The 23,357-nt window shown below is 32.9% G+C and carries 9 protein-coding genes and 2 pseudogenes; 1 reads left to right on the plus strand and 10 read right to left on the minus strand.

Translation table 11 applies throughout. The annotated features are described in order from the left end of the window. Window positions 1–158: 158 nt before the first annotated feature. Window positions 159–332 (minus strand): annotated as a pseudogene (locus tag ABWU65_RS07835) (transposase); the annotation flags it as partial. Between the two features lie 97 nt (window positions 333–429). On the opposite strand from ABWU65_RS07835, the pseudogene ABWU65_RS07840 reads away from it, so the two are divergent. Then, window positions 430–1,239, plus strand: a pseudogene (locus ABWU65_RS07840) (IS982 family transposase). Here ABWU65_RS07840 and ABWU65_RS07845 read toward each other — a convergent pair. The 9 genes from ABWU65_RS07845 to ABWU65_RS07885 form a co-directional block, all read right to left on the minus strand. After that, a complete protein-coding gene (locus tag ABWU65_RS07845) occupies window positions 1,233–6,596 on the minus strand; it encodes a tetratricopeptide repeat protein (RefSeq protein WP_353280609.1) in 5,364 nt (1,787 codons plus the stop codon). The pseudogene ABWU65_RS07840 and the gene ABWU65_RS07845 overlap by 7 nt on opposite strands. Beyond that, window positions 6,581–8,740: an ankyrin repeat domain-containing protein gene (locus ABWU65_RS07850; protein WP_353280611.1), complete on the minus strand. Its 2,160-nt coding sequence runs from the start codon at window positions 8,738–8,740 to the stop codon at window positions 6,581–6,583. Before ABWU65_RS07850 ends, ABWU65_RS07845 begins: the two co-directional genes overlap by 16 nt. A gap of 263 nt (window positions 8,741–9,003) precedes the next feature. Further along, window positions 9,004–14,913, minus strand: a complete 5,910-nt coding sequence (locus tag ABWU65_RS07855) for an ankyrin repeat domain-containing protein (RefSeq protein ID WP_353280613.1) — start codon at window positions 14,911–14,913, stop codon at window positions 9,004–9,006. Window positions 14,914–15,775: 862 nt separating this feature from the next. Then, window positions 15,776–17,902 (minus strand): hypothetical protein, encoded by a 2,127-nt coding sequence (locus tag ABWU65_RS07860; RefSeq protein ID WP_353280089.1) that lies wholly within the window; start codon window positions 17,900–17,902, stop codon window positions 15,776–15,778. Continuing rightward, complete coding sequence (locus ABWU65_RS07865; protein WP_353280091.1) at window positions 17,902–19,914, minus strand: hypothetical protein; 2,013 nt, start codon at window positions 19,912–19,914, stop codon at window positions 17,902–17,904. Before ABWU65_RS07865 ends, ABWU65_RS07860 begins: the two co-directional genes overlap by 1 nt. A gap of 210 nt (window positions 19,915–20,124) precedes the next feature. After that, window positions 20,125–21,615, minus strand: a complete 1,491-nt coding sequence (locus ABWU65_RS07870; RefSeq protein WP_353280093.1) for a recombinase family protein — start codon at window positions 21,613–21,615, stop codon at window positions 20,125–20,127. Between the two features lie 2 nt (window positions 21,616–21,617). Beyond that, window positions 21,618–22,049 (minus strand): DUF2924 domain-containing protein, encoded by a 432-nt coding sequence (locus ABWU65_RS07875; protein WP_353280094.1) that lies wholly within the window; start codon window positions 22,047–22,049, stop codon window positions 21,618–21,620. A 12-nt stretch (window positions 22,050–22,061) separates the two neighbouring features. Continuing rightward, window positions 22,062–22,523: an ankyrin repeat domain-containing protein gene (locus ABWU65_RS07880; protein ID WP_353280095.1), complete on the minus strand. Its 462-nt coding sequence runs from the start codon at window positions 22,521–22,523 to the stop codon at window positions 22,062–22,064. 25 nt (window positions 22,524–22,548) lie between these two features. Continuing rightward, complete coding sequence (locus ABWU65_RS07885) at window positions 22,549–23,244, minus strand: ankyrin repeat domain-containing protein (RefSeq protein ID WP_353280096.1); 696 nt, start codon at window positions 23,242–23,244, stop codon at window positions 22,549–22,551. Window positions 23,245–23,357 lie beyond the last annotated feature (113 nt).

Below are 23,357 nucleotides of genomic sequence, written 5' to 3' on the forward strand. Positions count from 1 at the left end.
GTCAACACCCGCTTCCGCCTTATATCCCCGCCCTGAAGGATGGGGTTTTACGGTGTTTTTTTGATAAGAAAAAGTCTTTTTCGGTGGTTACACCTATATTCTTTATTTCAGCTTTAAAACTGTTAAAATATAGCCCTTCCCATAATAGTCCAAAAAAATCATAAGAAGTAAGAATCGACAGCATGACGAAAAGATGTGAATAGAGGAATGTTTTTCCTAATTCTATTTTCTATAGCAAACCAATTATGCTCAATTTTGTTAAAATCTGGAGAATAAGGAGGTAGATATAAAATTTCTGCACCAACTCCTTTAGCAAGTTCAGTAATCTTATTAACCCCAGTTATGGATTAGAAAGTAGAATTAATAAAGAGAGGAATAGGGTAAACTCAGGTATTTTAGCAAAAATTAAGAGGTTATCCATGAAGAAAGATATTTTACTGTTTTATAGAAGATTTTTGTCACATTGCTGATGAAAAACTTTCAGAAAAGCTTCTATCAAGTGGCAAAAAAACAAAAAGAATACCTGAAATTACCGTGCCAGAAATACTTACTATAATCTTACTTTACCACAATCGCTGTGCAAAAATTTCAAGTTTTTTTACTTGAGTTATCTTAAATTATTGTACAGTTCTGAGTTTTCAAAACTCCCTTCGTATCATAGATTTGTTGCTCTAAAACTCAGGGTTTTATGGTATTTGGCAATGCTTTTGCAGTGGTTCTGCGAGCAAGCAAAAATCACTCTATATTGATACAACTGCAATCGCTGTTTGCCACACAAAAAGGATCGCAAAAAATAAAGTTTTCAAAGAGTTGGCAAATATAGGAAAGACTACCTATGTTCGGTTTTAAATTGCATCTGGTAATCAATGAAATAGTCGAAGTTCAAGTTATTACGCTAACTAAAGGCAGCGTTGACGACAGAAAACCTACACCAAATTTGACTAAAAAATTGACAGGACTTTTGTTCAGAGATAAAGAAGAAGGACCTCTTTGAGAAACTCTTCGATAGAGGTCTAAAACTCATCACTCAAGTGAAAAAAGGCATGAAAAACGCACTGATTTCTTTAAAAGAGAAGATTCTATTGAGAAAAATTGATTATTGAGACAGTTTTTGGTTGTTTGAAAAATAAATTTGAGCTTCGGCACAGATCCCCCATAAATTTTTTGGTACATACTTTTTCAACATTAGTTTCGTATTCCATGCAGTCGAAAAAGTCCTCTATTTCTAAGCTTTATTGACTCGGATAATCCATAACTGGAGTTTGTAGCTTTTTGTCCACTGTTGTGTTATTAAAATAGCTTCTAGGTTTATTATCAGCAATGTCATTAGGTTGATATCCACCATTAACTATCTGCTGCTTATCAAACATCTTTTCAATATTGCCTTTTAAAATACTCAAAAACTTCTCATTTTCCGGATAGGCTTCTTCTGCGGCTGAATATAATGTACTTGGTATTTTAGAATATCTTTCGTTCCTTACATGACCTGCTATATCTGAATACACTTTAAAAAAGTCAAAACCTTTCACTGATACACCAGATTGTTTAGCTGTTTTTTTAAGTGTCTTTTTAAATTCTTCCATTATATTAAGTGTATCAGCCAGCACTTCTTCATGAGTAGCAGAACAAAACTTAGGAAGAGGATATTTTTTATCTAGGAAACTTTGTAATAAGAAGAATCCTAAACCAAAATTGTTACTGATACAAACTTCACTACTAAATTGGCTAGTACCAGATGTATTAGAATAATTTGCTGAAGTTTCAGGTAGAGCAGCTCTCGAATCTAATAACCCACTCACAGAGCTTTTTACCCAACCAAATAAATGATTTATCCACGAAGATGGTTTTGCACTGCTACTCACCATTCTACGGTTTCTAATGTGCTGCCTATGTCTATGAGGTTGATCAGATAACATGACTTCTGTAAACACATCATCGTACACTTGATCCTTATATTCTTTTTTCACAACATTAACGTCTCTTGCTGTACTTATTTCTTTCTCATAATCTTTTAACACTATCTCTTTATCAGTAAATTTTATTGATAACGTTTTCATCTTAGGTGTTTTATAGAATTTACTAAGTGTAATACTGCAAAAATCATCTTTAGTAATAGTCGAATCAAAAGCATTAGTTATTATTAGATCATGACCATTACTACGAACAAACGTATTGTTTCCTCCTTTTCTAGGCGTGATAAGCTCAGCATCTTTCTCCACATCTTGACCCGTTACCACAATAATTTCTTTATCCTTTTCAAAGATCAAAGGTAGTGGCTTTAATTCTAATTTAGAACTTATTTTCATAGGTGCACTATTTGAGATAATATGAAGCTTTTCATACCAATTCAAACCGTCTTTTAATCTTACTGTTAGCACTTCTACTGTTGGCACTTCTAATGAAAAGCTTTGCTTTACTTCTGTTTCTAACTTAACTAGCAAATCATTTCCATCTTGAAAAATTCTTGGCAGATTAATATGTATTTTCAAATCATCTTGTATTATTTTTATCACGTTACGTAAATCTAACGTATCTATAGAACTTGCTTGATCAGGATTGTAGATGTTTATTTGTGGCATAGAAAAAATATTATGTTCATATCTTTGCTCACCTGAGGCTATAGTAATTACGTATATGTTTTTACCACCATTTCCAATTAAGTGACTGTTATAGATTGGATTATTGTAAATTACCTCACACTTCCCATAGCCAACAAGTATAGATTCATCACCATCTTGAACAGCGATAGTCATATTAAGTTTATTCGCTATAGCTGGGTAACTTTCTATAATTTCATCAATAGTTTTATTAGTATTCTGTATTGCATACAAGTTTCTTTCCTTACCTACTTTTATTTCAGCACTGTCTTTTAATTGATAGATTATATTGTTCATTATGTTATATAAGATAGCTATATTAAAGTTACTATTTGCAACTTTTGAGGAAAAATCGAACTTTATACTATTGTGATCTTTAATATCAATACTCTGAATATCAGCAAGCAAGTAGTCGAATATAAACCTATGGTTATTTTCGAAATTAGCAAGTAATTTAACAGATGCACTACCTTTTTGAAATGGTAGAATATAGCTAAAGTTACCCTTTAGTGCCGTATTATCTATTTCAGTATAAGGTCTAATTATTACCTGTATATCATAGACACAGTTATTATTTTCTATTTGTACATAATCAAGTTGATCTTCCCCACCACCGTTACCATCTATGAATTTAGTTTCACATGCGCTAAATATACGGTCTGACTTAGCTTTTCTACCAAGAACTTTTTCCATTGAATTAATTCTAAAACCATAATAACCATAATGGTTGTACACGATAGTACTAATATTTGTATTTAAAGATACATTAACACTTATAGCTTCTTGAGCAAATCCATTCAGATCTAAGGTATCAATTCCATCCTCTCCGTACAAAGACCCTTCTATCAGATCTCCCTGCAAAACAAATATATCATTCTTATTTCCTCCATAGTATCTCTTAGATCCATCATTCACTACAAATATGTTCGAGCTATCCTTAAATCCTTTTGCATAATCTTCACCTTCTCCTAAATTAATTAAAGTATACCCTTCTGTTTTGTTATTAGATAAACCAATCGCATTTTCACATAAATATGACCCATAATTTGGAGCAGGATCACCATCTCCCCTTGGTAAACAAAATAACTTTCCACCACTGGGATCATTCGGTCTTGCTCTACTCCATTTTATATCGGTTCTTTTTCTGTCAAGCAGTACTGTACTGTCTAAATCTATCTCAAATTTAGTTGTGCATTCTTCAGTATAATAATGTCTAATCCCAAGTGATGTTGTGTGCAGCACTTTACGACAAGAACCCACAACTGATCGATCAGTAGGGAATACATAGCTTTGAATATCACTATACTCCTTTAAATACTCAAGTCCTTGCTTAACTAATTGGTTATAAAGTTGTTTTTCTTCCATTAACTTTTCTACATATTGTTCAGGTCGCATACCTATAAATGCACGCAATCCTTCAATAAATTTTTCTCCTCTAGTTAAGTGAATAATTTCATCAATTTTATCAACTCTCTTTACTACCATATAAATATCAGTGTAAATAAATACTGCAGTGCCAACTCCTGCTCCAATAGGTCCAGTAATAGATGAAACTCCTTCTAATACTTCAAAACCTTCAGCAACTTCAATCCCAATCTCTGCAGCGTCAACTCCCAGGTAAATGCTATCTCCTACTACGCCAACCAATGCTCCTTCTGTACCATTTTTAAATGCTTTTACCTGATTTACTAAATCATAAATAATAAAGGCAGAAGTACCTCGAGCAAGAAAAGGTGATGCAACTCTTAAAGACCTACCAAGTAATACCTTTTCTTCTGAGAGCAAATTTAATCCTTTACGAGATGCAACTTCAGCAACTTTAGCAAACCCTTGACCACCGGCAATAAAGCCAACATTAATCGCTACACCTTGATAATCTCTGTTTAAAAAGTCAGCTAATATATTTTTAGCTATCATTCCATGCATAGTTATGCTAGAGATTTTCTTTACTCTATTTAAATGATTCATAACCTTCTGATTACTGGTAAGTTTATTGACCAAATCGCTAAACCTACCCTTAACTTGCACTTTATCTGCTAGCTCAATTAGCTGAGAACGTTTTTCTTCTGGTATATCTTTTATATAGTCAATGAACTTTTTACTATCTATTTTAATTTTACTAAAATCTCTTTTCTCATCTTTTTCTGTATTGAATTCATCTACGTCTTCCCAAGACAGTTCACATTTCCCAATTTTTGCTTCTCTTCTGTTCCTTGATGAACTCGTACTCGGCAAACATTCTTCAACTTTACTCCTTTGATATATTGCAGAAGCCCTTTCTAGTAACTCTTTTGCTCTCTGAACATTACCTAACGCTCCATCGGCAATAGCTAAATCTTCTAAGGCTATAGCTACTTCAAAATGATTTTCTCCATAATGCTTCTCTAAAATAGGTAAAGCCCTTTCTAGCAACCTCTTTTGTTTCTGATAATAACCTAAAACTTCATAACTGATACTCAGGTTTACTAATGTTTTAGCTATTTCAAAATGTTCTGATCCATAACATTTCTCTAAAACAGACAAAGCCTTTTCTAGTAACTCTTTTGCTTTCTCATAATCACCTAACATTAGATAATACATACCTAAATCTTCTAGCATTATCCCTACTTTAAAATGCTCTGCTCCATAGTAATGCTCTAAAACAGGTAAAGCCTTTTCTAGCAAATCTTTTGCTTTCTCATAATCACCTAAAGCTTCGTAAGCATTACTAAGATCTGCTAGAGCTCTAGCTACTTCAAAATGATCTTCTCCATAATGCTTCTTTAAAATAGGTAAAGCCCTTTCTAACAACTCTTTTGCTTTCTCATAATCACCCAAAGCTGTATAAGTGATATTTAGGCTTACTAGAGCTCTAGCTACTTCAAAATGATCTTCTCCGTAATGCTTCTTTAAAATAGGTAAAGCCCTTTCTAACAACTCTTTTGCTTCTTCATAATCACCTAAAGCTTGATAAGTGACACTCAAGTTTACTAATACTTTAGCTACTCCAAAATGGTTTTCTCCATGATGTTTCCTTTCAATTTTTAAACCCCTCTCTATCAACCTTTTCGCTTTTTGATGATCACCTAAAGCTACATAATTGATACTTAGATTTACTAATGTTCGAGCTACTTTTAAATGCTCTTCTCCATAATGCTTTTCTAAAATAGGCAAAACCCTTTCTAGCAACTCCTTTTCTCTTTTGGGATTACCCAAATTAAAATACCCATCACTCATCCATGTCAACAAATTTTCAAGATAATCCTTTTCTATTTTTTCTTTATCTTGAGGGTTCTTTTTTAACCAACTATCTATACGTGATAAAAATGCCTCTAAGTGCGGTAATAATTCTCGTTTTTTTAAATAGTCTTCTAGTTTATCACTACCATAAGGGAAACTTGCTCTGAGTAGCTCGAAAGTCTCTTTCATAACTTCTTCGCTTTTACCCTCTTCTTCTAACGCTATTTTTGTCACTTCTTGAACTAATTTATGAATACTCAACACACCTTGCTCTTGTTCACCATTAACCATAGAATATTTTATAAGTAAACGAACAGCAGACCTTAATTCCTCTTCATTATTTCCTGTCAAATCTAAAAAGAATTCTCTACTAATATTGTCAGGTGCAAGATAAGACATAACATCAAGAATCCTTAAAGCTAATTTTCCATACTTTTCATTGCTTGCTATCTTATCGGTTGTAATCTTCCAAGCTGTGAAAGTTGTTTTTGCATAGTTATTATCAATTCCTCTAAATCCTTCATAATTAAGCAAATCTTTCGCTTTTTTCTCATATTCCTTTAGGTAATCATCTATATCAAATTTTCTAGTAACTCTTTGATCTTCAATATATGATATTGCTTGCTGTATAGCTAAAGGAAAGTGTTGTAATTTCTCTACCAAAGCTTTTATCTTTTCATTTTGAGATTCATCTTCTATAATCAAGCCCTTTTTTACAAATTCTATCGCTTCTTCTGACTTTAATTCGTTCAGATTAATAACTTCTATCCCCTTTCCCACTCTCGATTACGAGAAGTAATTAAAATATAAGGTCCATTACCACCCGGTAATGAATCATGAATTGGTAAAAACTTATTCAAATAATTACTTTTCTCGGCATCATCAAAAATAAACAAGCTTTTACTATTACTAAAAAAATTGTAAACTTCTTCTACGATAGATCTTATATCCTTTTCTTTTCCATTTGCATCTTTTGTATCAATTTTTAGCTTATCCTTCGCTAATCGAGTAAATGATTCAACAAGAGCTATCTCACTTTCAGCATTGATCCATATAACGTTGTCATAACAATCTTTACTATATTCTTGAACATATTGTCTAGCTAACTCAGTTTTTCCTATTCCTCCTAAACCGCTAATTGAGGTTATTTGTGATATTACTGTTACTTTTTCTGAATTAAGTTGTATCTTATTATGTAGGTCAATTAACTCTTCCCTTCTTCCAGCAAACAAAATTACTGGCTTTTTCACATTAAACCAAATAGGCTTTCTTACTTGCTCTCTTGCTACAACTGCATCATATATCTTATCAAGCTTTTTATCTATTTTCTCGAAACTTTTTTCACTTTCTTTCCTTCCTTCTACAATAGAATCTGCTATCTTGTGACGTTGCCTACTGGCTTCCTGATATTGACTCATTAATTCATCAAAGACTCCCTTAATCTCATTTTGATTACTTTCTATGTAACCTGATAACTCATTAAAATTCTTACCTATATAATCCTCTAATTCATTGAAGTTTTTTTCAGCTTCCTGTTCCATTTCTCCTTTGAATTTGCTTAGTAACCTCTCTTCGACTAACTTCGGATCTTGCTTATTAATCTCATTCAATAATTCATCTTCCCATTCTTCATTTGTTTTCCCATCTGACTTTAAAACATACCTATACTCTTCTCTGGGAGGATTTTCTTCACTGTATTCTTTCATGAATTTTTTTATTCTATTTTCCAACTCCCACTTCAAAAGAAGACGATAGCCATATTTGCTAGTATCACTCTTTCCGTCTATTCTCCTATAGTATTTATCAGCACGACCATCGCTCTTTATCGTTACTAATCCCGCTTTATCAAATATTTCTGCAGTATTCCATGAATTTTTACTTTCTAAAGTATGTCCTAGCTTAATATGAGGAACACCAGTGTAGGTTTGTTTATATCTTTTTGATTTTCCAAAAATAATACCCTCAGTAATTGAGGAAGCACAAAGCTCTTTTTCAGTATTTTTTCTATAGTAATCAACCACTCTATTCACAGCATCTTCTGCTAATTTTGTCATTGCTCTCCGCCAACTTCCTTCTGCTGTTACTTGTATAAATTGGCTCTCAAAACTTTGAAAGATTTCAATACCAGATTTTACTAACTCTTCCCTGACTTTGATTGGATCCTTTTTAAATATATACAATTGATCTATCAGCTTTTTAAGCTCTGCTCTATTATAACTACTACCAATGCTGGATATTGTTGCTCGAAGAATGTTAATTCCAATAAGAGGAATTACTTTTGATTCCGCTTCTCCTTGTTCTGTTCCACCTTTTCCTATATATATTATCATATTAACAAAATCAGCCCATTTACCTTGCTTTCCTCTTTGATTTTCTAGTCTCTTATAGTACTCTGATAAAGAGCGTTCATAAATAAAAACAAAATCTTCAACAAACTTTCTTAGCTTTTCATGTACTTCCTCCTCCTGTGCAGAAAGTCCTTTTACTTGATCAGAAAATTTTTTTAAATGTTCTTCTAGAGTCCTAATAATCTCTCCCTTATTTTGTTGCTTAGCAATATCTAGTGGAGTTTTACCTTGATTATTTTTAATATTTGGGTCTATACCAGACACATTCAAAAGAAGTTCAACAATGTCTTGATGATTTTTGCTTACAGCAACATGTAGTGGTGTATTACCACCATCATTGAGATCAATATCATTAATATTTTCTACTTGAGTAAGTAACCCTTCAATTTCACTAATCTTATTTAGCTGAGGATTATCCGTTCTATGCTCACGTATCGCAAGAAACAACTTGGCAATATTAATATCATTAGGGTTATATTGACGTCTTATTCTATTTTTAAATTGAAAAGATTTTTCTTCCCTATCTAACTTAACTGCTTGTGAATCTGTCCTGAGATAATCTATTACCTTCACCATAAAGTTAATTACTTATTTTATATTTAAATTGAAGATCATATTAGATTTTATTATATATTAGTAAATGAAATCGATAATACAAGTAACTTTTATAGATATTGTATCTTTAGGCTATTTTATTGTCCCAAGTTTGGGACAATAAAATAACCATTTCCAGCGCTCAAAATCAAGAGACGTGAGAAGTGTTTTTCTTGGAATGTGTTGATCTAGCGCCATTCTGTTAAATGAAGGTACGGATACCTTATCACTTATGCTCCTTCATTTTATTGCATGCACCAGTACCTATTGTCAACTAACTGCTGTGAGTCACTATTTTCCAATTGACTATTAACTTTTTCCTCTAACTTATTACAAATGTCACCTTGCATTCTATGATCAAGATCTTCAAATTGCATTGATGTGTCTGATACGTTATCTTGAAGCAGTTGTATATTCGGCGTATTTTCCTTAGATATTGCACTTGTATTTTCTAATCTTCTTTTCTTAGACTTACCTAAATGTATAGTTGTCTTCTGTTGTTTTCTATGTGATTGCACTTTTAAGTCTGAAGAACAAGGGCCTGAGGACATAATTGATTGCGCTTTAACATTTTGGTCATGAATAGCAATACAATAACGCAAAAGATCTTTGTATTCTAGATTCATAGTAGCCCCTTGCTCTAAAAGGTATTCAATAATATCTAAGCGACCAGCGATAACAGCGTATTGTAGAGGACTAACACCATTTCTATCCTGTAGATTTACATTAGCTCCTTTTTCTACAAAGTATTTAACAATATTTAGGTGACCAGCAATAACAGCATAGTGCAGAACCCCCCTACCACGCTTATCTTGTAGATTTATGCAAGCTCCTCGCTCTAAAAGGCTAGGAATAATATTTAAGAGACTACTGAATTTTAGATTCATATTAGCCCATTTATCTGTAAGGTATTCAATAATATCTGAGCTAGCAGTGACAACATAGTGTAAAAAGCTTATACTGTTTCTACAATATAGATTTACACTATCTTCATATAAAGTATTACCAACAGCAAAATCAATTACTTTGGATTGTGGAAGAAATGATTTTTTCTCTATTTCCTTTTCTAAACATTTTTTTCTTTCACTTTCAGTAGACATTTTTTGTGTAGTACCAAGATGATTTAACCCTATTCTTCTCTCCTGTAACTCTTGCATGTTTTTAAGTTCTTGTGATGCCCCTTTTTTTCCAAGATAGGCATACCCAACAGATAATTGTATAAGATTTTTATAAAAACCTATATGATTGCTTTCATACAACTCACCTGAGCTAATCAAGTTGTTGAACTCCGTTAACACTTCATCTAATAGATTTCTTTTATCTTTCATACTTATCATTTTTTCAATAAAAGGACTTCTAAGTATGAAAGGACTTTGCTTTTGGTATTTTAGAATATCAAATAAACATTCTTGTAAAATCGATGAATTCAATTTATGTAAGTTGATATGTGGCGATGTTGTTGTAAGATAGAAGTATTTTTCATCTTGAATGCTATAAAGTTTTCCTAAGGTCCGGGTGTATTTGAGGTATGAAAAATACAATAAGTCATGGTTTTTAAAAAAATCTTGATAGAAATTATCTTTTCCCGTAGAATTAAATTCTACTTTAAAATGTTCAACGTAGTACAATACTGTAAATGCACATAGATACTCTTCCTTCATTACAAATACTCTAGCCAAATCAATTGATAGAGTTGCCAATCTACTTGATAAGTTATCACTGACAGAAAGTAGAGAAGCACAACTTCGTAAATAATCTAATGCACAATCATACTTCTCCTCTATGGTGTAAGTAATAACTATAAAATGATCTAGAAGCATTTGCTCAAAATAACCCCTGTAGCTGCTTTTTCTGAGTTCAAAAAGCTCTTTTAACCCTGAACAATCTTCTAATGCAACTAACGCAAGGGCACGTAAATATCTAATTTTTAAAGAATTTTCCGTTGAAGATTCAATAATCGGCAATATTCTTGTTGAAAGCCTGACAACTTCCTTATACTCGCCCTCTAAATGTAAACGTGTGATAGATCTAATCACAAAAGGCTCTTCTTCTTTAAAAGTGTTATAGTTTCCAAGGTAATCGACTAAGGCTATAAGATGCAAAGTATCAGTTTTTTCCAACAAATTGCTAAATTCATCTTCAAATATTTCCACAGCAGTTAGCAGTATATCCTCCTTTTGATCTTCAGCGATTTGCGAACGTATGGCTTCTTTTATCGATTCATGTATAACATACATTTTTTTTCTGCCTATCATTTCTATATCAAGCAGAGAATAATTTTCCATCAATTTGAAAGTAGACTCTAGTTCAACCAAAACTAAAAACATATCAGGGTCAATGTAGCTATTACCCAAATGAGCCATAACTTTCAAACACCTAAAAGGTACTCCACCATTTTTCTTTTCCATTACCTCCATGGAAATGCCTGTTGTTACTAATAAAACCCTATCATATTTGTCCTGCTTATTATTTTTTGGAATTACCTGATCAAGATCTTCATATTTTATTAAATATTCATGAATTCCAAATGCTTCTTTTGAATTACTTAACTTACTATTTCTAATATAAGCTGCTGCTAGCTTTATAGCTAATGGAAAACCTTCAAGCCTTTTTACAAATACTTTTATTTGTTCGTCTTGTGATTTATCTACTATTCCTAAAATTCTTTTAGTAAGTTGTACAGCTTGATCTTCTTCAAAAGCATCCAAAGCGACTTCTACTACGCCTTTACAAGGCTGATCAGGAAAAGTGAATAAAAAATCAAAACCTACTCGATCCTCTACCTCTAGAACCTCTTCTATGTCTTCTCTTTTAGCATTATGACAAATAATTAGACATTTTTTACTTCCTATTAGTGATTTTTTTTCTTCCATATATATACCTAATTTCCTTTTGGTTAAAGAAGAAAAACGCCTCTCTATAGGTAACATGTTACTGTCTTCTATCTCATAGATATGGCTATAACTTTCTCTACTTTCCTCAGCACACTTTCTAGCCAGTTGAGTTTTGCCCATGCCATATTTACCAGTTATTACTACCACTGCTCCTTTTTCCTTTTGCAGTTCTTGACATATCCTTTTTACTTGCTCTTGCCTTCCTGTAAAGTCATCTACTGCGGGACACACATCTTTAAGCTTCTGTTTCTTCAATTTAGATTTAAATCTTTTTATAGAAAAGAAAGATTGATTAATTCCCTTTATACTAAGCTGAAATCCATCAGTTTTTTTTGTGTCATTATAATGTAATTCAAAGGATTTCTTATACTCTTGAAAAATTTCCTCAGTATGGCTTTTAAATATTTTTTCTAGCTTAGAATAATAAGCTAAATCTTGTAACTTTACTAGACTGTCTTTTACTAAAGACATATATTCAAGATTTTTTTCAGATTTTTTTAGCCGCTTTATGCTTGCTGCCGTATCTCGAGCACTAATGGGCTTTCTTTTTTCTGCTGTGATTAAAGATTCTTGACGACAGAGTAGGCTTGTTTTTCTTTTTCTATGAAGAAACTTAATTTCCTTAAATAAAGACTCTGCTTCTTTCTCAATGTGTGATCTAACCTGTTCGACAAGATTATTCCATTTTCCTCTACTTGGTATTTGAATCTCTTCATTAACAATAGAGAACACCTCTTCCACAGTGTTTACAAAGCTTTGTTGATCTAAAGTATATACGTAATCCTCAAATTCCGTACTTGTAGTTTTTACTTCATCATACACTTTTCTCAACTTCTCACATATAAAAAGACGACGATAACCATACTGACTAGATTTATCTCTTTTTTCATAATAGATAAGAGAGTCTTCTTTCCCCGTTACAATTCCAATATTTTCATACAGACCTATGATATTATAACTCCTCTTTCCATACTGTGCCACTTTACCATGTATTTTCTGTGAATATTTATCTAGAACAAGAGCTTCAACTATGCTTGCACCATCTACACTCCTATCATATTCTTTTTGAATATAATATTGAATTATCTTATCCACAATATCCTCTACTACACTTGAAACTTGATCAAAACCAATTTTCTCAAGTTGTGCTTCAAAGCTTTGAAAAATATCACACCCAGCATCTACTAACACTTTCCTAAAAATGAGCTTACAACTGTCAAACATTTCTATTAAATCTGATAGACAAGAAAAACTTCTGCTCCTATATGCTCTCTCACCACCTATTGTCCTTACACCTCTACATACTGAAAATCCAAAGATGCTTCGTACGAAATCTTTGTTAATTACTTCTTGTGGAAGCACTTCTTTTTTCCTTCTTATCATCTCTCCAAATGTAGAATATATAATAAGCTTCATTTCAAATGATTGTACAAAGCTCTGAACAAATTTTACTAAATCTGAATATTCTGTTTGGTAAAATTGACAGTGATTCCTATTTTTATAAAACAAGCGTATTTCATTATTATGACATTCTCTTTGTTTACCATAAGTTTCGGATGAATTTTCCTTACATACTGTTATTGCAGTTTCTAATAGCTGGGACATTGCTTTTATCTCATATGTACCACCCCAAGCTTTAGGACTCCTCATACATTCTAAATATGCTTCAAATTGAAATTTACGAACCTTTTTAGGGTTATGTATCTTCTCAAGCTCAATACAAATGTCATCTACTGCATTACTATTGAAGTGGCTAGGCTGGAGTTTACTAGACTCGATTCCATACTGCTGCTTAACTTCAATTTCAGAGCCAAAGTCAGAAAGAAATTTTTCTTTAAAGCTACCATTTGTTATATAACCTTCATTTTTACTCTCAAAAAAGTCTATCATACTAATCTCGTCTTTCAATTCCTCTTGAAACGAACGCATTTTTTCAACAACTCTTTCACGAAATATTTTCTCTACTAACCACCTTAGCATATCATTTTGGCAAATATGTACATCACCTTGGATTAGCCTTTGGATTGTTTGTACATCATGGCCGTCTCCAAATAATTGGTAAAATCTCTTGCAGAATTTATTATTGTCAAATTTTACAGGAGTTAAATAAGCTAAAGCAATAGACCAAAATAGGCAACTACCATCTCCTGGGACATCAATTCTTTTATACGAAACAAGTGGTTGCAGTATCTTAGCAATACCCTTCCTGTTATTACTTCTAGCGATGTCTATGGAAGTCTTACCCTCCATGTTTAAAATATTAGCGTTAGCTCTTTTTCTCAATAGAAACCTGATAATTTCTAACTCGTCATTACAAACAGCAATATGTAACAGTGTATCACCACGTTGATTAACCTGACAATTAACATCCAACCTTGGATGTGCTCTAAAAAAAACTTTTAGCTTTTCAAGCTTTTCCATTTCTAAAAGACTACAGTCCTCTATAGTATTAATAAGTTCTTCATATATTTGCTCCAAGGACAGTTCTTTCAACATACTCTGAACTTGAGTTAGGTCAGAATAAGGTAATGGTTGCTGAACTTCCTTTCTGAGTATTGGCTCAAAATGAGAATATCCTCCATTTATTATATGCAAGATACTACCATCGTTATAATCAACTTTATCATATCCACCTATATTTCTTAAACCTGAATCATCTATTAATTGATGCAAAAAAGGCTCTTGTTGATTATCATTAGTATACCATGGATTGCTCTCTATAACATGTAGCTTGACATTATACTTTTTACAAATTAGCCTTCCCTCAATCTCAACCCTACCCCATATAGGAGCTTGTAATGTACTTCCATACTTTGAGCCAGTTAATGCTTGATGCAAGGGTAGATTTGTGCTCTTCATTTTTTCTATATCTTCAACAGTATATTCTATGCTATCCAAGTAAGCACTCCATAATTCATCATCATTAATACCAGGCTGCGGAAGTATTACTCCATAACCCTCAAGCTTTCTAGCATCCTGTATAACTTGCTTTCTTAATTGTTGATCATTTAAAGTTAGCTTCTTACAAACCTGACGTAAAGACTTAACAGTAAATTCCATGCCAGGCCTAAGCTGTCTAAGTCCCTGTGCAACTGCATCAAAGAAACAATCTCCTCCTCCAATTGCTTTTCCTATTGTAAAACCTTCTGGCAGCTTTAATATTTGCTGACTGCTAGATAGTAGTGTGTCTTCTTTTTGCATTCTTATTAACCTAGATTGATTATCTATTACTTGTTCCTTTGTATTTTCTTTACCTAACATAAAGCCCCCTATATTTTAATATTCATATTTTGATGATTTTGTCGTAAACCTCTTTTCTAAAGATTGGTTTCAACATTTGATTCTTATACAGCTGTACCAAAACAATTTGCTGTAGAAACCTTAAGTTAATTTCAAGTAACTTTGATTGCTGAGTAACAGTGTGCTTTTCTTTTGATTTCTTACTAAACTAGATATATTCTTAAAAAAGCCAGGATTGCTTTCTGAATGATGTACATAATACAATGCATCTGACTCAATACCCCATGTATTTATTATGTTAAACTCGACTATAGCTAAAGAAATCTAGCAGAACAAGAACTTTTTTCATGTTTTAATATTTTTTTAAAACTAAAGCCAGTGCTTGCAAAAATACTTCTATTTTTTTACTTTAATGTACTAACTGATCCTTTCTACTTTTAAATAAATTAATACCCACTTAATCTCACACATCACTAAAAACCTAAACGACACAGCCATTTCCAGAACCCAAAACTAGCTAGTGAGAGAAGAGTTTGTTTTGGGATGCGTTGGACTACCACTTGACCCATACGAACTTTTTAATATAGTAACTTTACTATAACGCTAAAATTAGCCATATTAGCCCATTTTATCCATATCTACATACGAACTGGTTTGCCTAATTTTGTTGCAAAGATTTCAAACTTTTATTTTCATAACACCGCTTTTACGTAAAAAGTTCTCAAAAATATACGATCTTTTTTGTAATTTTAGAAAGAGTCAATAATTGAATTTTTTGTGATGCTAAATGAGAGAACCTTTTGAAAATATTCAACCAATAAAAAAGCTTGTATCTCCTACCTAGTGCTCTCTCTTGCATACTTGAAAAAACTACTCAAAAAACTTATACACCAGCCCCACTACCTTTCCCAATTCCTACACTTGCACCTTGGCTTACATTCACATCATCTAAAACAGTTTCTGGATCTACCCCCATTCTTCTTAACATTTCTTCAAATTTTGTTGCCTTTTGAGCTTCTTGTTCTGCCGTTTGCTCTGCCCTTTGTCTTGCCTGAATTGACTGTTCTCTACTTTGCTCTAATGCTCTAATTCTAACTTCTATTTCTTCTATGCGCCTCCTTATATCATTTGATTCTTCTATTGCTTTTTTTGTTCTTTTCTTTTCTTTTTCAAAAAAGGTTTCTTTTTTCTCAAACTTTTTTTCAAGCAACTCTGTTAACTGATTTAGCGCAAAAACTGATATACTTCCTATTTCTCTCCTTTTTGGATTGCCACCGTTGTAATACTGACCTACCACCTCTTGTAACCCTTTGCCATTTTCCTTATTATAATAATAATTTACCATAAGGTTTGCAAATTTGAATAATTCCTGACACGAGAGCTTTTTTATATACTCCTTACTTATTTCAGTAAATTCAGTTTCATCTGCTCCTAACACAAATTTCTGTTGCTCAAAAAAATCACTATTATCCCAACAGAAACAACTTTCTATATTCTCACACAATTTTATTATCAATTTGTAGTATGAATTTATCAAATCAGAATACTCCAATATTGGCTCTACAAATATTTCGTCAGGTTGTACTTTATCTTTTTTGTGACTCTTTAATATTTTATATTGTGTTTCACCTTCTTTTAATAACTTACCCACTTCCAATTTTATTATCTCCAACTCTTTACAATTTTTACATTCCTTACTTAACGATTTTAGATTTTCTATCCAAATCTCTTCATAGAATTTTTGATACTCTTCATTACGTTGTTCAAATTTCTTTCTTATCTCTTTTGTTGAGTCAAGAATGTTTCTTGCTTCTCTTATAGACATTTCCTCATCAAGTATCTTTTTCACAAAACCTAAGTTATTTTTTAATGGCTTTATATAGTGTTCTCTTACTTCTTCCAAATATTGATTCCTTGATTCCATTAACCTTCCTTCTTCCCAATACGCTATATAATGCAACTTATTACATGCAGCTATATTGATTATCTTAAATAAATCTTGACCGCTATTAATTAGATTGACTGAAATTTCTCCAAATAATCTATATATGTAACCATACCCTTGCTTTTCTTTCATTACATAATCATGTACATTATTTAGTGCTTTCAGTATTGCATTAATTCTCTGTTGCATACTATTTGCATTTTGTATACCTGCTTGCACATCTGGATGATACTTTAACGATAGTCTCTTAACATCATTAATTCTATCCTTAGCATATCTATTATGTTCTTCTTTGCTCTTTTTACCCACTTCTACATCTTTCAGGCTTATATCAAGATTCATCAGTAACCATTTTAATTCAAATGATTCCAGTACTTCATTTAAAGTTGCATTAGAATCATTATCAATGTTATTACTTAAAATAACTGCTCTAATCAGATTACTAAACTTATCTGCTATTGCTAGCGTTCCTACTTCTGCAGTATGTCTACCAGCAAGATAAGAAGAACCTGCAGCTATAATTCCTGCTACACATATTGTTACTCCTGCACCTAATGCCGTAGCTCCTGCTCCTAACATTTTTTTTCCCATATCTTTTCCAGCATCTAGCATGTATCCCTCCTTTGTTAGCTGTTGATAATTATAAATATATCCATATTGAACAATATGCCATTGATGTACTATCACATTTGTAAATACACTAAGCACTAATCTCTGCAAAAAAGAGTAGCTATCGTAATTTATCGCTCTTTCACACTGTTCTTTAGTTAGCTCAACATCTTTGATTTTTTTGCTCCATGGCCACCACCAATAAACTCTCATTTCACCAAATGCTTCAAGTAACATCAGGTATTCATTTTCTGATACCTCACCATTTTTATTCTTTTGTAGTAGTACCTTAGAATCAAAACCCTTTTGTTTGCATAAATGCTCAAATAAAGTAGGACCAAACTCCCACAAAAGTACCCGATATTTTCTATGTTCAGAAAAACGTCTAATTATATTGTTTTGCCATAAAGGTAAACTAACACTACCAAATGTATATTCAGGAAAAATTGGTTCCATTAATTTCTCTCAATTCCTGCACTTGCACCTTGGCTTACATTCACATCATCCAAAGCAGTACCTGGATCGACTCCCATTCTTCTCAACATCTCTTCAAGTTTAGCTGACCTTTGAGCTTCTTGTTCTGCCCTTTGCTCTGCCCTTTGTCTCGCTTGATCTGACTGTTCAATACTTTGCTCTAGTGCTCTCTCCCTAGCTCCCGACTCTGCTAGTCTTACACTCTCTTCATGTCTCTCTGCTTTTTCTACCTCTTCAAACTTGTTTTTTGACCATTCTCCTACATCTGTACGATAATCAGGTCCTGTTAATATTTCCTCCCATGCTGGACTCCAGGTTATTGTACGGGAAATATATCTACAAAACCTAGCAATATACATTGATTTAGGCAGGTCATTATAATCATATAAAAGCGTAAGAAAGTTCTTATACAACTTCTTCAGATATGGATTGTTAGATTTTCTTGCTTCCTCTTCTATCTCATTTATATAATCCACTATTACTCTGTCACATCCTGTTCTTATTGCTAAGTAACCAACCTCAATACACTCATAAAGTTTGGCATATGCCTCTTCACGATCTTTTTCAGATGGCTCAGCTTTACCTACAAAAAATTCTACAATTGAACCGAAAAATGAAGTATTACGAGTATTAATATTTTCTACGCAAGTTTTCAATAGACTCATAAACTCTCTTTCACCCTGACCACCTATCTCATTTAGTAATGGCACCTTCTCCCCACTTTTTACAAAAGACCCGTCCTCAGAAGGAGTTTCTGATACTAGTTTAAGTAAATCTACTTCTTCCTTTCCTACAATCGAAAAATCAAATAGCAATTTATGAACCTTTCTCATTACTGTAAAAATCGATTTATCTATTAGAGCTTTATATTCTCCCCCCAATCCTTGCAACCTCTCCTTTATTGTAATTGATTGATTTGTGCTCGGATCTATAACACAACTTGCTAATAAAGATGCACCATTGACTATCAACACACTGATGATATGCATACTAGGTTGATCTTTATCAGCAGCATATTCCATATACTCTTTCAAAAGTTCATGCCTATTGTTTTTCTTGACCTGTTCCTTTATTCTTTCTTTTATTATTCCAATCTTTTGCTCCTTATCTCCTTCCGTGTTGTTGCATTCTTGATATAAAGGATGATGTCCTTCCTCAATTGCAGCATTGAGTACGTTATCAATTAGTTTATCATAAACTTCCTCAATAAATTCACCATTACGTATTCCATTCACTACTTCTTTACTAATACTGGTTAATATCGACCTTAATTTATCATCACCATCCCTTAAACCATCAAGCTTTTTTACTAGTGATTCATTACCTTCATATAAAAGACGAATTGCCTGACCATTTCTAATTCTCAACTGATATTCTTGAGTAATCTTTGTATACATATCACCATATACTTTATTATAATGATCGGATACATCTAACTTTAATACTGGCTGCAAAGCAAGATGGCTCTTAAATGCTTCAGTAATTTCCTTTAAATACTTATTCCCTTCTGTATAATCATCGCCATCATAAGAATAAACAAATCTTCCTGCTGGATCAAACATGTCTTGCACGTTGAATACTTGATATTTATTTTCTACAGTTTCATGCTTAAAACCCTTATATCTTTCTAGTATTTCCCGCTCCACATTTTCTAATTCTTTATTTACTTTTTCTACATCATAATTACTCGCTCTTACATCTAAAAGTTCATCAGGCTGTGCAATGTTACTTCTGGTCGGTAACCTGCCATGTATAAGACGGCCGAAGTTTTTGTCTAAAACTTGTTTTTGTGCAGCAATTATATTAATAGGCAACTGATATTTTAAAGTTTGAGTTATTCCAATAACTTTATAAGAAAGTATGGAGTGAGTAAGCCAATCTTCCCATAATTGACAATATTTAGTGCTCAATAATATCTGCAGTAACTTAGGATCATTTCTATCTATCGCTTCTTTTACCCGTTCACTAAATTGCTTGTCAAAAAAATTAGGCATACTACCTCTCTAGCTATACAATATAGCATACCTTAACTATCATTAAACCACAAATCAACAATTTTTTTTGCATAAACTTTTAATTAATTTTGAGCTAAATTTTAATAAAAATCTCTATAGCAGCTCTTTTGTAGTGTTTCTTATTTTTCAGTAATAAACTGAAATATTTTCTTTTTTCATTGTCATCTCTTCTTGTTACTTTTATAAACGTTACATCGCTAATCCATAAAATTTTTCTATTTGCTCGCTCCACAGCATCGGTATTTCTCTTAAATCCACTAACCTCAAACCCCTTGGCTGCCTCCCATTTACTATATCTTCTTTAATTTTTGGTGCTAAATAATTTAATCTTAAAATTTGTTGTATACGTCTTGTACCTATATTAACTTTAGCACTCAGCTCTTTTATATTTGCGTATTTTCCTTCCTCTAGCTGACGTTTCCATAGGTGAGCCCTCACCACTGCTTTCAGTAATGCATTGTTTGTTTTCCCCTCTGGCTCTACTACTGTGCATTTGTTTCCTTTCTTTTTTATTGGTATAAATTCCACCTTATCCTCTGAGCTCACCTCTATTCCATCTTCTTTTACCATTACTCCCTTTATTAACTTTTTTACTACTTCTTTCTGCTTTCCAAAACTTAAATTTTTCCACTCTTCCGCTTTTTCTTCCCATTTTTCATATAGCTTCTCTGTCTTCCTCATTACTTCTTTTTCCACTTCTCCTGCTACTACATTTCGATTTACTGATTCACAACCCTTTCCCCTTAAATGATTGTTACATACGTAATATCTATACCTTTTGTTCTCTTTTTTTGAGTATGTCAGCGTCATATTTACATCACAGCTCTTGCACTTTATTATTCCCTTTAGCAGTGCTTCCTCATATTTTGCTTTTCTATATGGTTGATTCTTTATCAATTCTTGTGCTTTTTGCCATTTTTCCTCTTTTATTATTGCTTCATGCTTTCCCTCATACTCTTTCTCATAATGCCGTATTTTTCCCATATATATTGGATTTGTTATTATTCTCCTCACCGTTGCTTTTTTAAAGATATCAAACCTTGCTTTCGTTCTGTAACCTTGACTATTTAACTCCCTTGCCAATTCTGCCATTGATTTTAGCTCCATATACCTCTCAAATATATGTTTTACCGTCTTTGCTTCTTTTCCATTTATTATTAATTCCTTATCTTTTACATCATACCCAAGTGGCACAGTTCCACCCATCCATAACCCCTGCTCCTTTGATGTTGCTATTTTATTTTTTACTCTCTCTACTATCATTTCTCTTTCTAGTTGTGCTGCTCCTGACAATACCGTTTGTACAAATTTTCCCATTGGCGTATTATTGTCAAATATTTGTGTTACTGCTATAAAATTTACTCGATGCCTTCTAAAAAATGATGTCACTTCTATGCTGTCTTTTGTTTCTCTTGAGAGCCTATCTAGCGTATATACTATTACACAATCTACTTCTCCTCCTTTAACATCTTCAAATAACTCCTTTATTGCTGGTCTTTCTAAGTTTTTTCCTGAATATCCGCCATCATCGTACCTTTTTGCCAATGCTACCCAGCCTTCTTTGCTCTTTATGTACTTTTCACATGCTACTCGCTGGGCATCAAGGCTATTAAACTTTTGTTCTAGCCCATCCTCATTTGATTTTCTTGTATATATCGCACACCTTACTTCTTTTAGCATTTTCAACTTCCATTTTTATCACGCATTCCAAATAATAAAGGTCCGTTGTAGCTCATTCCCATTATTTTTCCGGCTACTGCTGATAATGACGTAAAAAATTCTTCTCTATAGATTAAACCCTTATCTGTCACCATTACCGCATGCGTCTCTTCTCCTCTCTCTAGTATCAACTCTGTTCCTGCTACTGGTAATTTGTCACTACTTATTCTTTTTCCCTTCTCTAGCCGATCTGCCAGATACTCTAGTCTTTTTGCTCCTTTTCTTGACATTTCTCCATATGCTTCCTCCTGTATTCTATATGCTAATCTTGGTATCAGGTATTTCTTTGAGTATCTAGGCGCTTCTTCTCCATATACCTTCTTCCATATTTTCCTCAGCTCTTCCAATGTTTTTTTCTCCAAACCTTTTACCTTTCTTGCTATTTCTTCCTCCATATTTTTAGCCTTTTATAATTTCTCAAATAACTTTTCAATTCTGTCTGTTTCTTTCTTCAATATTTCAGTTATCTCTTTGCTGTTTTTCGCATAATCCATCCCTGTCATTCCAAATTTATCTGCTTGCTCTATTTCTGCTCCTGCTTTTACTAGCTCCTCCACTATTTCTTTTTCTCCTACCATGCACGCAAGGTGTAGAGGTATGCATTTATTTCCATATTCCTCAGCATTTACTTCTGCTCCTGATTTTATCAATTCTCTCACGATTTCTAGACGTTTCTCCGTTACCGCTAGGTGCAGTGCTGTGTATCCTTTCACATCTGCTGCATTCACATTCACTCCTTTTTCAACTAACAACTTCACTGTTTTTGCGTCTACTGCATAATGCAGAGCTGTTCTTTCCTTCTTGTCTCTTGCATAAATATTTTTAAATGAGTTCTCTAATAGTGACTCCTCTTTTCCTTTTTTACTCATAACCTACCTCACCTTTTTTTGAATTTTAAGCCCTCCTTTTCACCACCTCATCTATCATTTCACTTACTTGGCTTATTATTTTGCTTGCTAAATTTTCACATTCTTCCTTTATTAGTGATTTGTCTCTCTTCCTTATTTCTCCTATCTCTATTATTTTTAGCTCCGGTAAATAACTCCCATTCAACATGTCTGCTATTTCTCCCACTAGCCTCTCTATTTCATAGCATGTCAGTTCTCTACTTTTTGTTACTCCTCCTTTTTCTCTCAAAAATTTACTTGCCTTTTCACTCCCTTTGCTATCACATAGACGATACTTTTCACTTTCCCAGATGTAATACATTGGCGTTGCGCCATACTTATTCAGTTGATTAACCTCAGCTCCTGCTTTTACTAGCTCTTTTATTATTTCAACTCCTGCTCCTTTGCACGCAGAGTGCAGTGGCGTACATCCAGTGACATATTGAGTAGCATTTACTTCTGCTCCTTCCCTTAGCAGCACTTTTACATTTTCTAAACTCTTTGCGAATACTGCACAGTGTAGAGGTGTATAACCATTTTTATCTCTTGCATTTACCTCTGCTCCTTTCTTTATTAAGAACCTCACTGTTTTGTAATCGGAGATTTCTACTGCTTGATGCAAGATCGTCTCTCCTTCTTCATTTCTTTTATTAATATCTTTACTTGATACTTCTTTAAAAAACTTACTCTTGCTAAAACTCATTTCATACCTCACAAAATTAGCTTTTCTAGCGCCAGATAAATTTCTTATGTTTACCTGCTGCTATTCAAGTCATGTCCGTTTTAGCATGAGAAAGCAAGTCCTTTTCTTTTTAT

This window comes from Wolbachia endosymbiont (group B) of Silvanus unidentatus, from assembly GCF_964028615.1.
Taxonomy (GTDB): domain Bacteria; phylum Pseudomonadota; class Alphaproteobacteria; order Rickettsiales; family Anaplasmataceae; genus Wolbachia.

Coding starts and splice junctions, on each gene's coding strand:
- ABWU65_RS07850 (WP_353280611.1), bottom strand. CDS start 8,740: ATGGTGAAGGTAATAGATTATCTCAGGACAGATTCACAAGCAGTTAAG.
- ABWU65_RS07855 (WP_353280613.1), bottom strand. CDS start 14,913: ATGTTAGGTAAAGAAAATACAAAGGAACAAGTAATAGATAATCAATCT.
- ABWU65_RS07860 (WP_353280089.1), bottom strand. CDS start 17,902: ATGGAACCAATTTTTCCTGAATATACATTTGGTAGTGTTAGTTTACCT.
- ABWU65_RS07865 (WP_353280091.1), bottom strand. CDS start 19,914: ATGCCTAATTTTTTTGACAAGCAATTTAGTGAACGGGTAAAAGAAGCG.
- ABWU65_RS07870 (WP_353280093.1), bottom strand. CDS start 21,615: ATGCTAAAAGAAGTAAGGTGTGCGATATATACAAGAAAATCAAATGAG.
- ABWU65_RS07875 (WP_353280094.1), bottom strand. CDS start 22,049: ATGGAGGAAGAAATAGCAAGAAAGGTAAAAGGTTTGGAGAAAAAAACA.
- ABWU65_RS07880 (WP_353280095.1), bottom strand. CDS start 22,523: ATGAGTAAAAAAGGAAAAGAGGAGTCACTATTAGAGAACTCATTTAAA.
- ABWU65_RS07885 (WP_353280096.1), bottom strand. CDS start 23,244: ATGAGTTTTAGCAAGAGTAAGTTTTTTAAAGAAGTATCAAGTAAAGAT.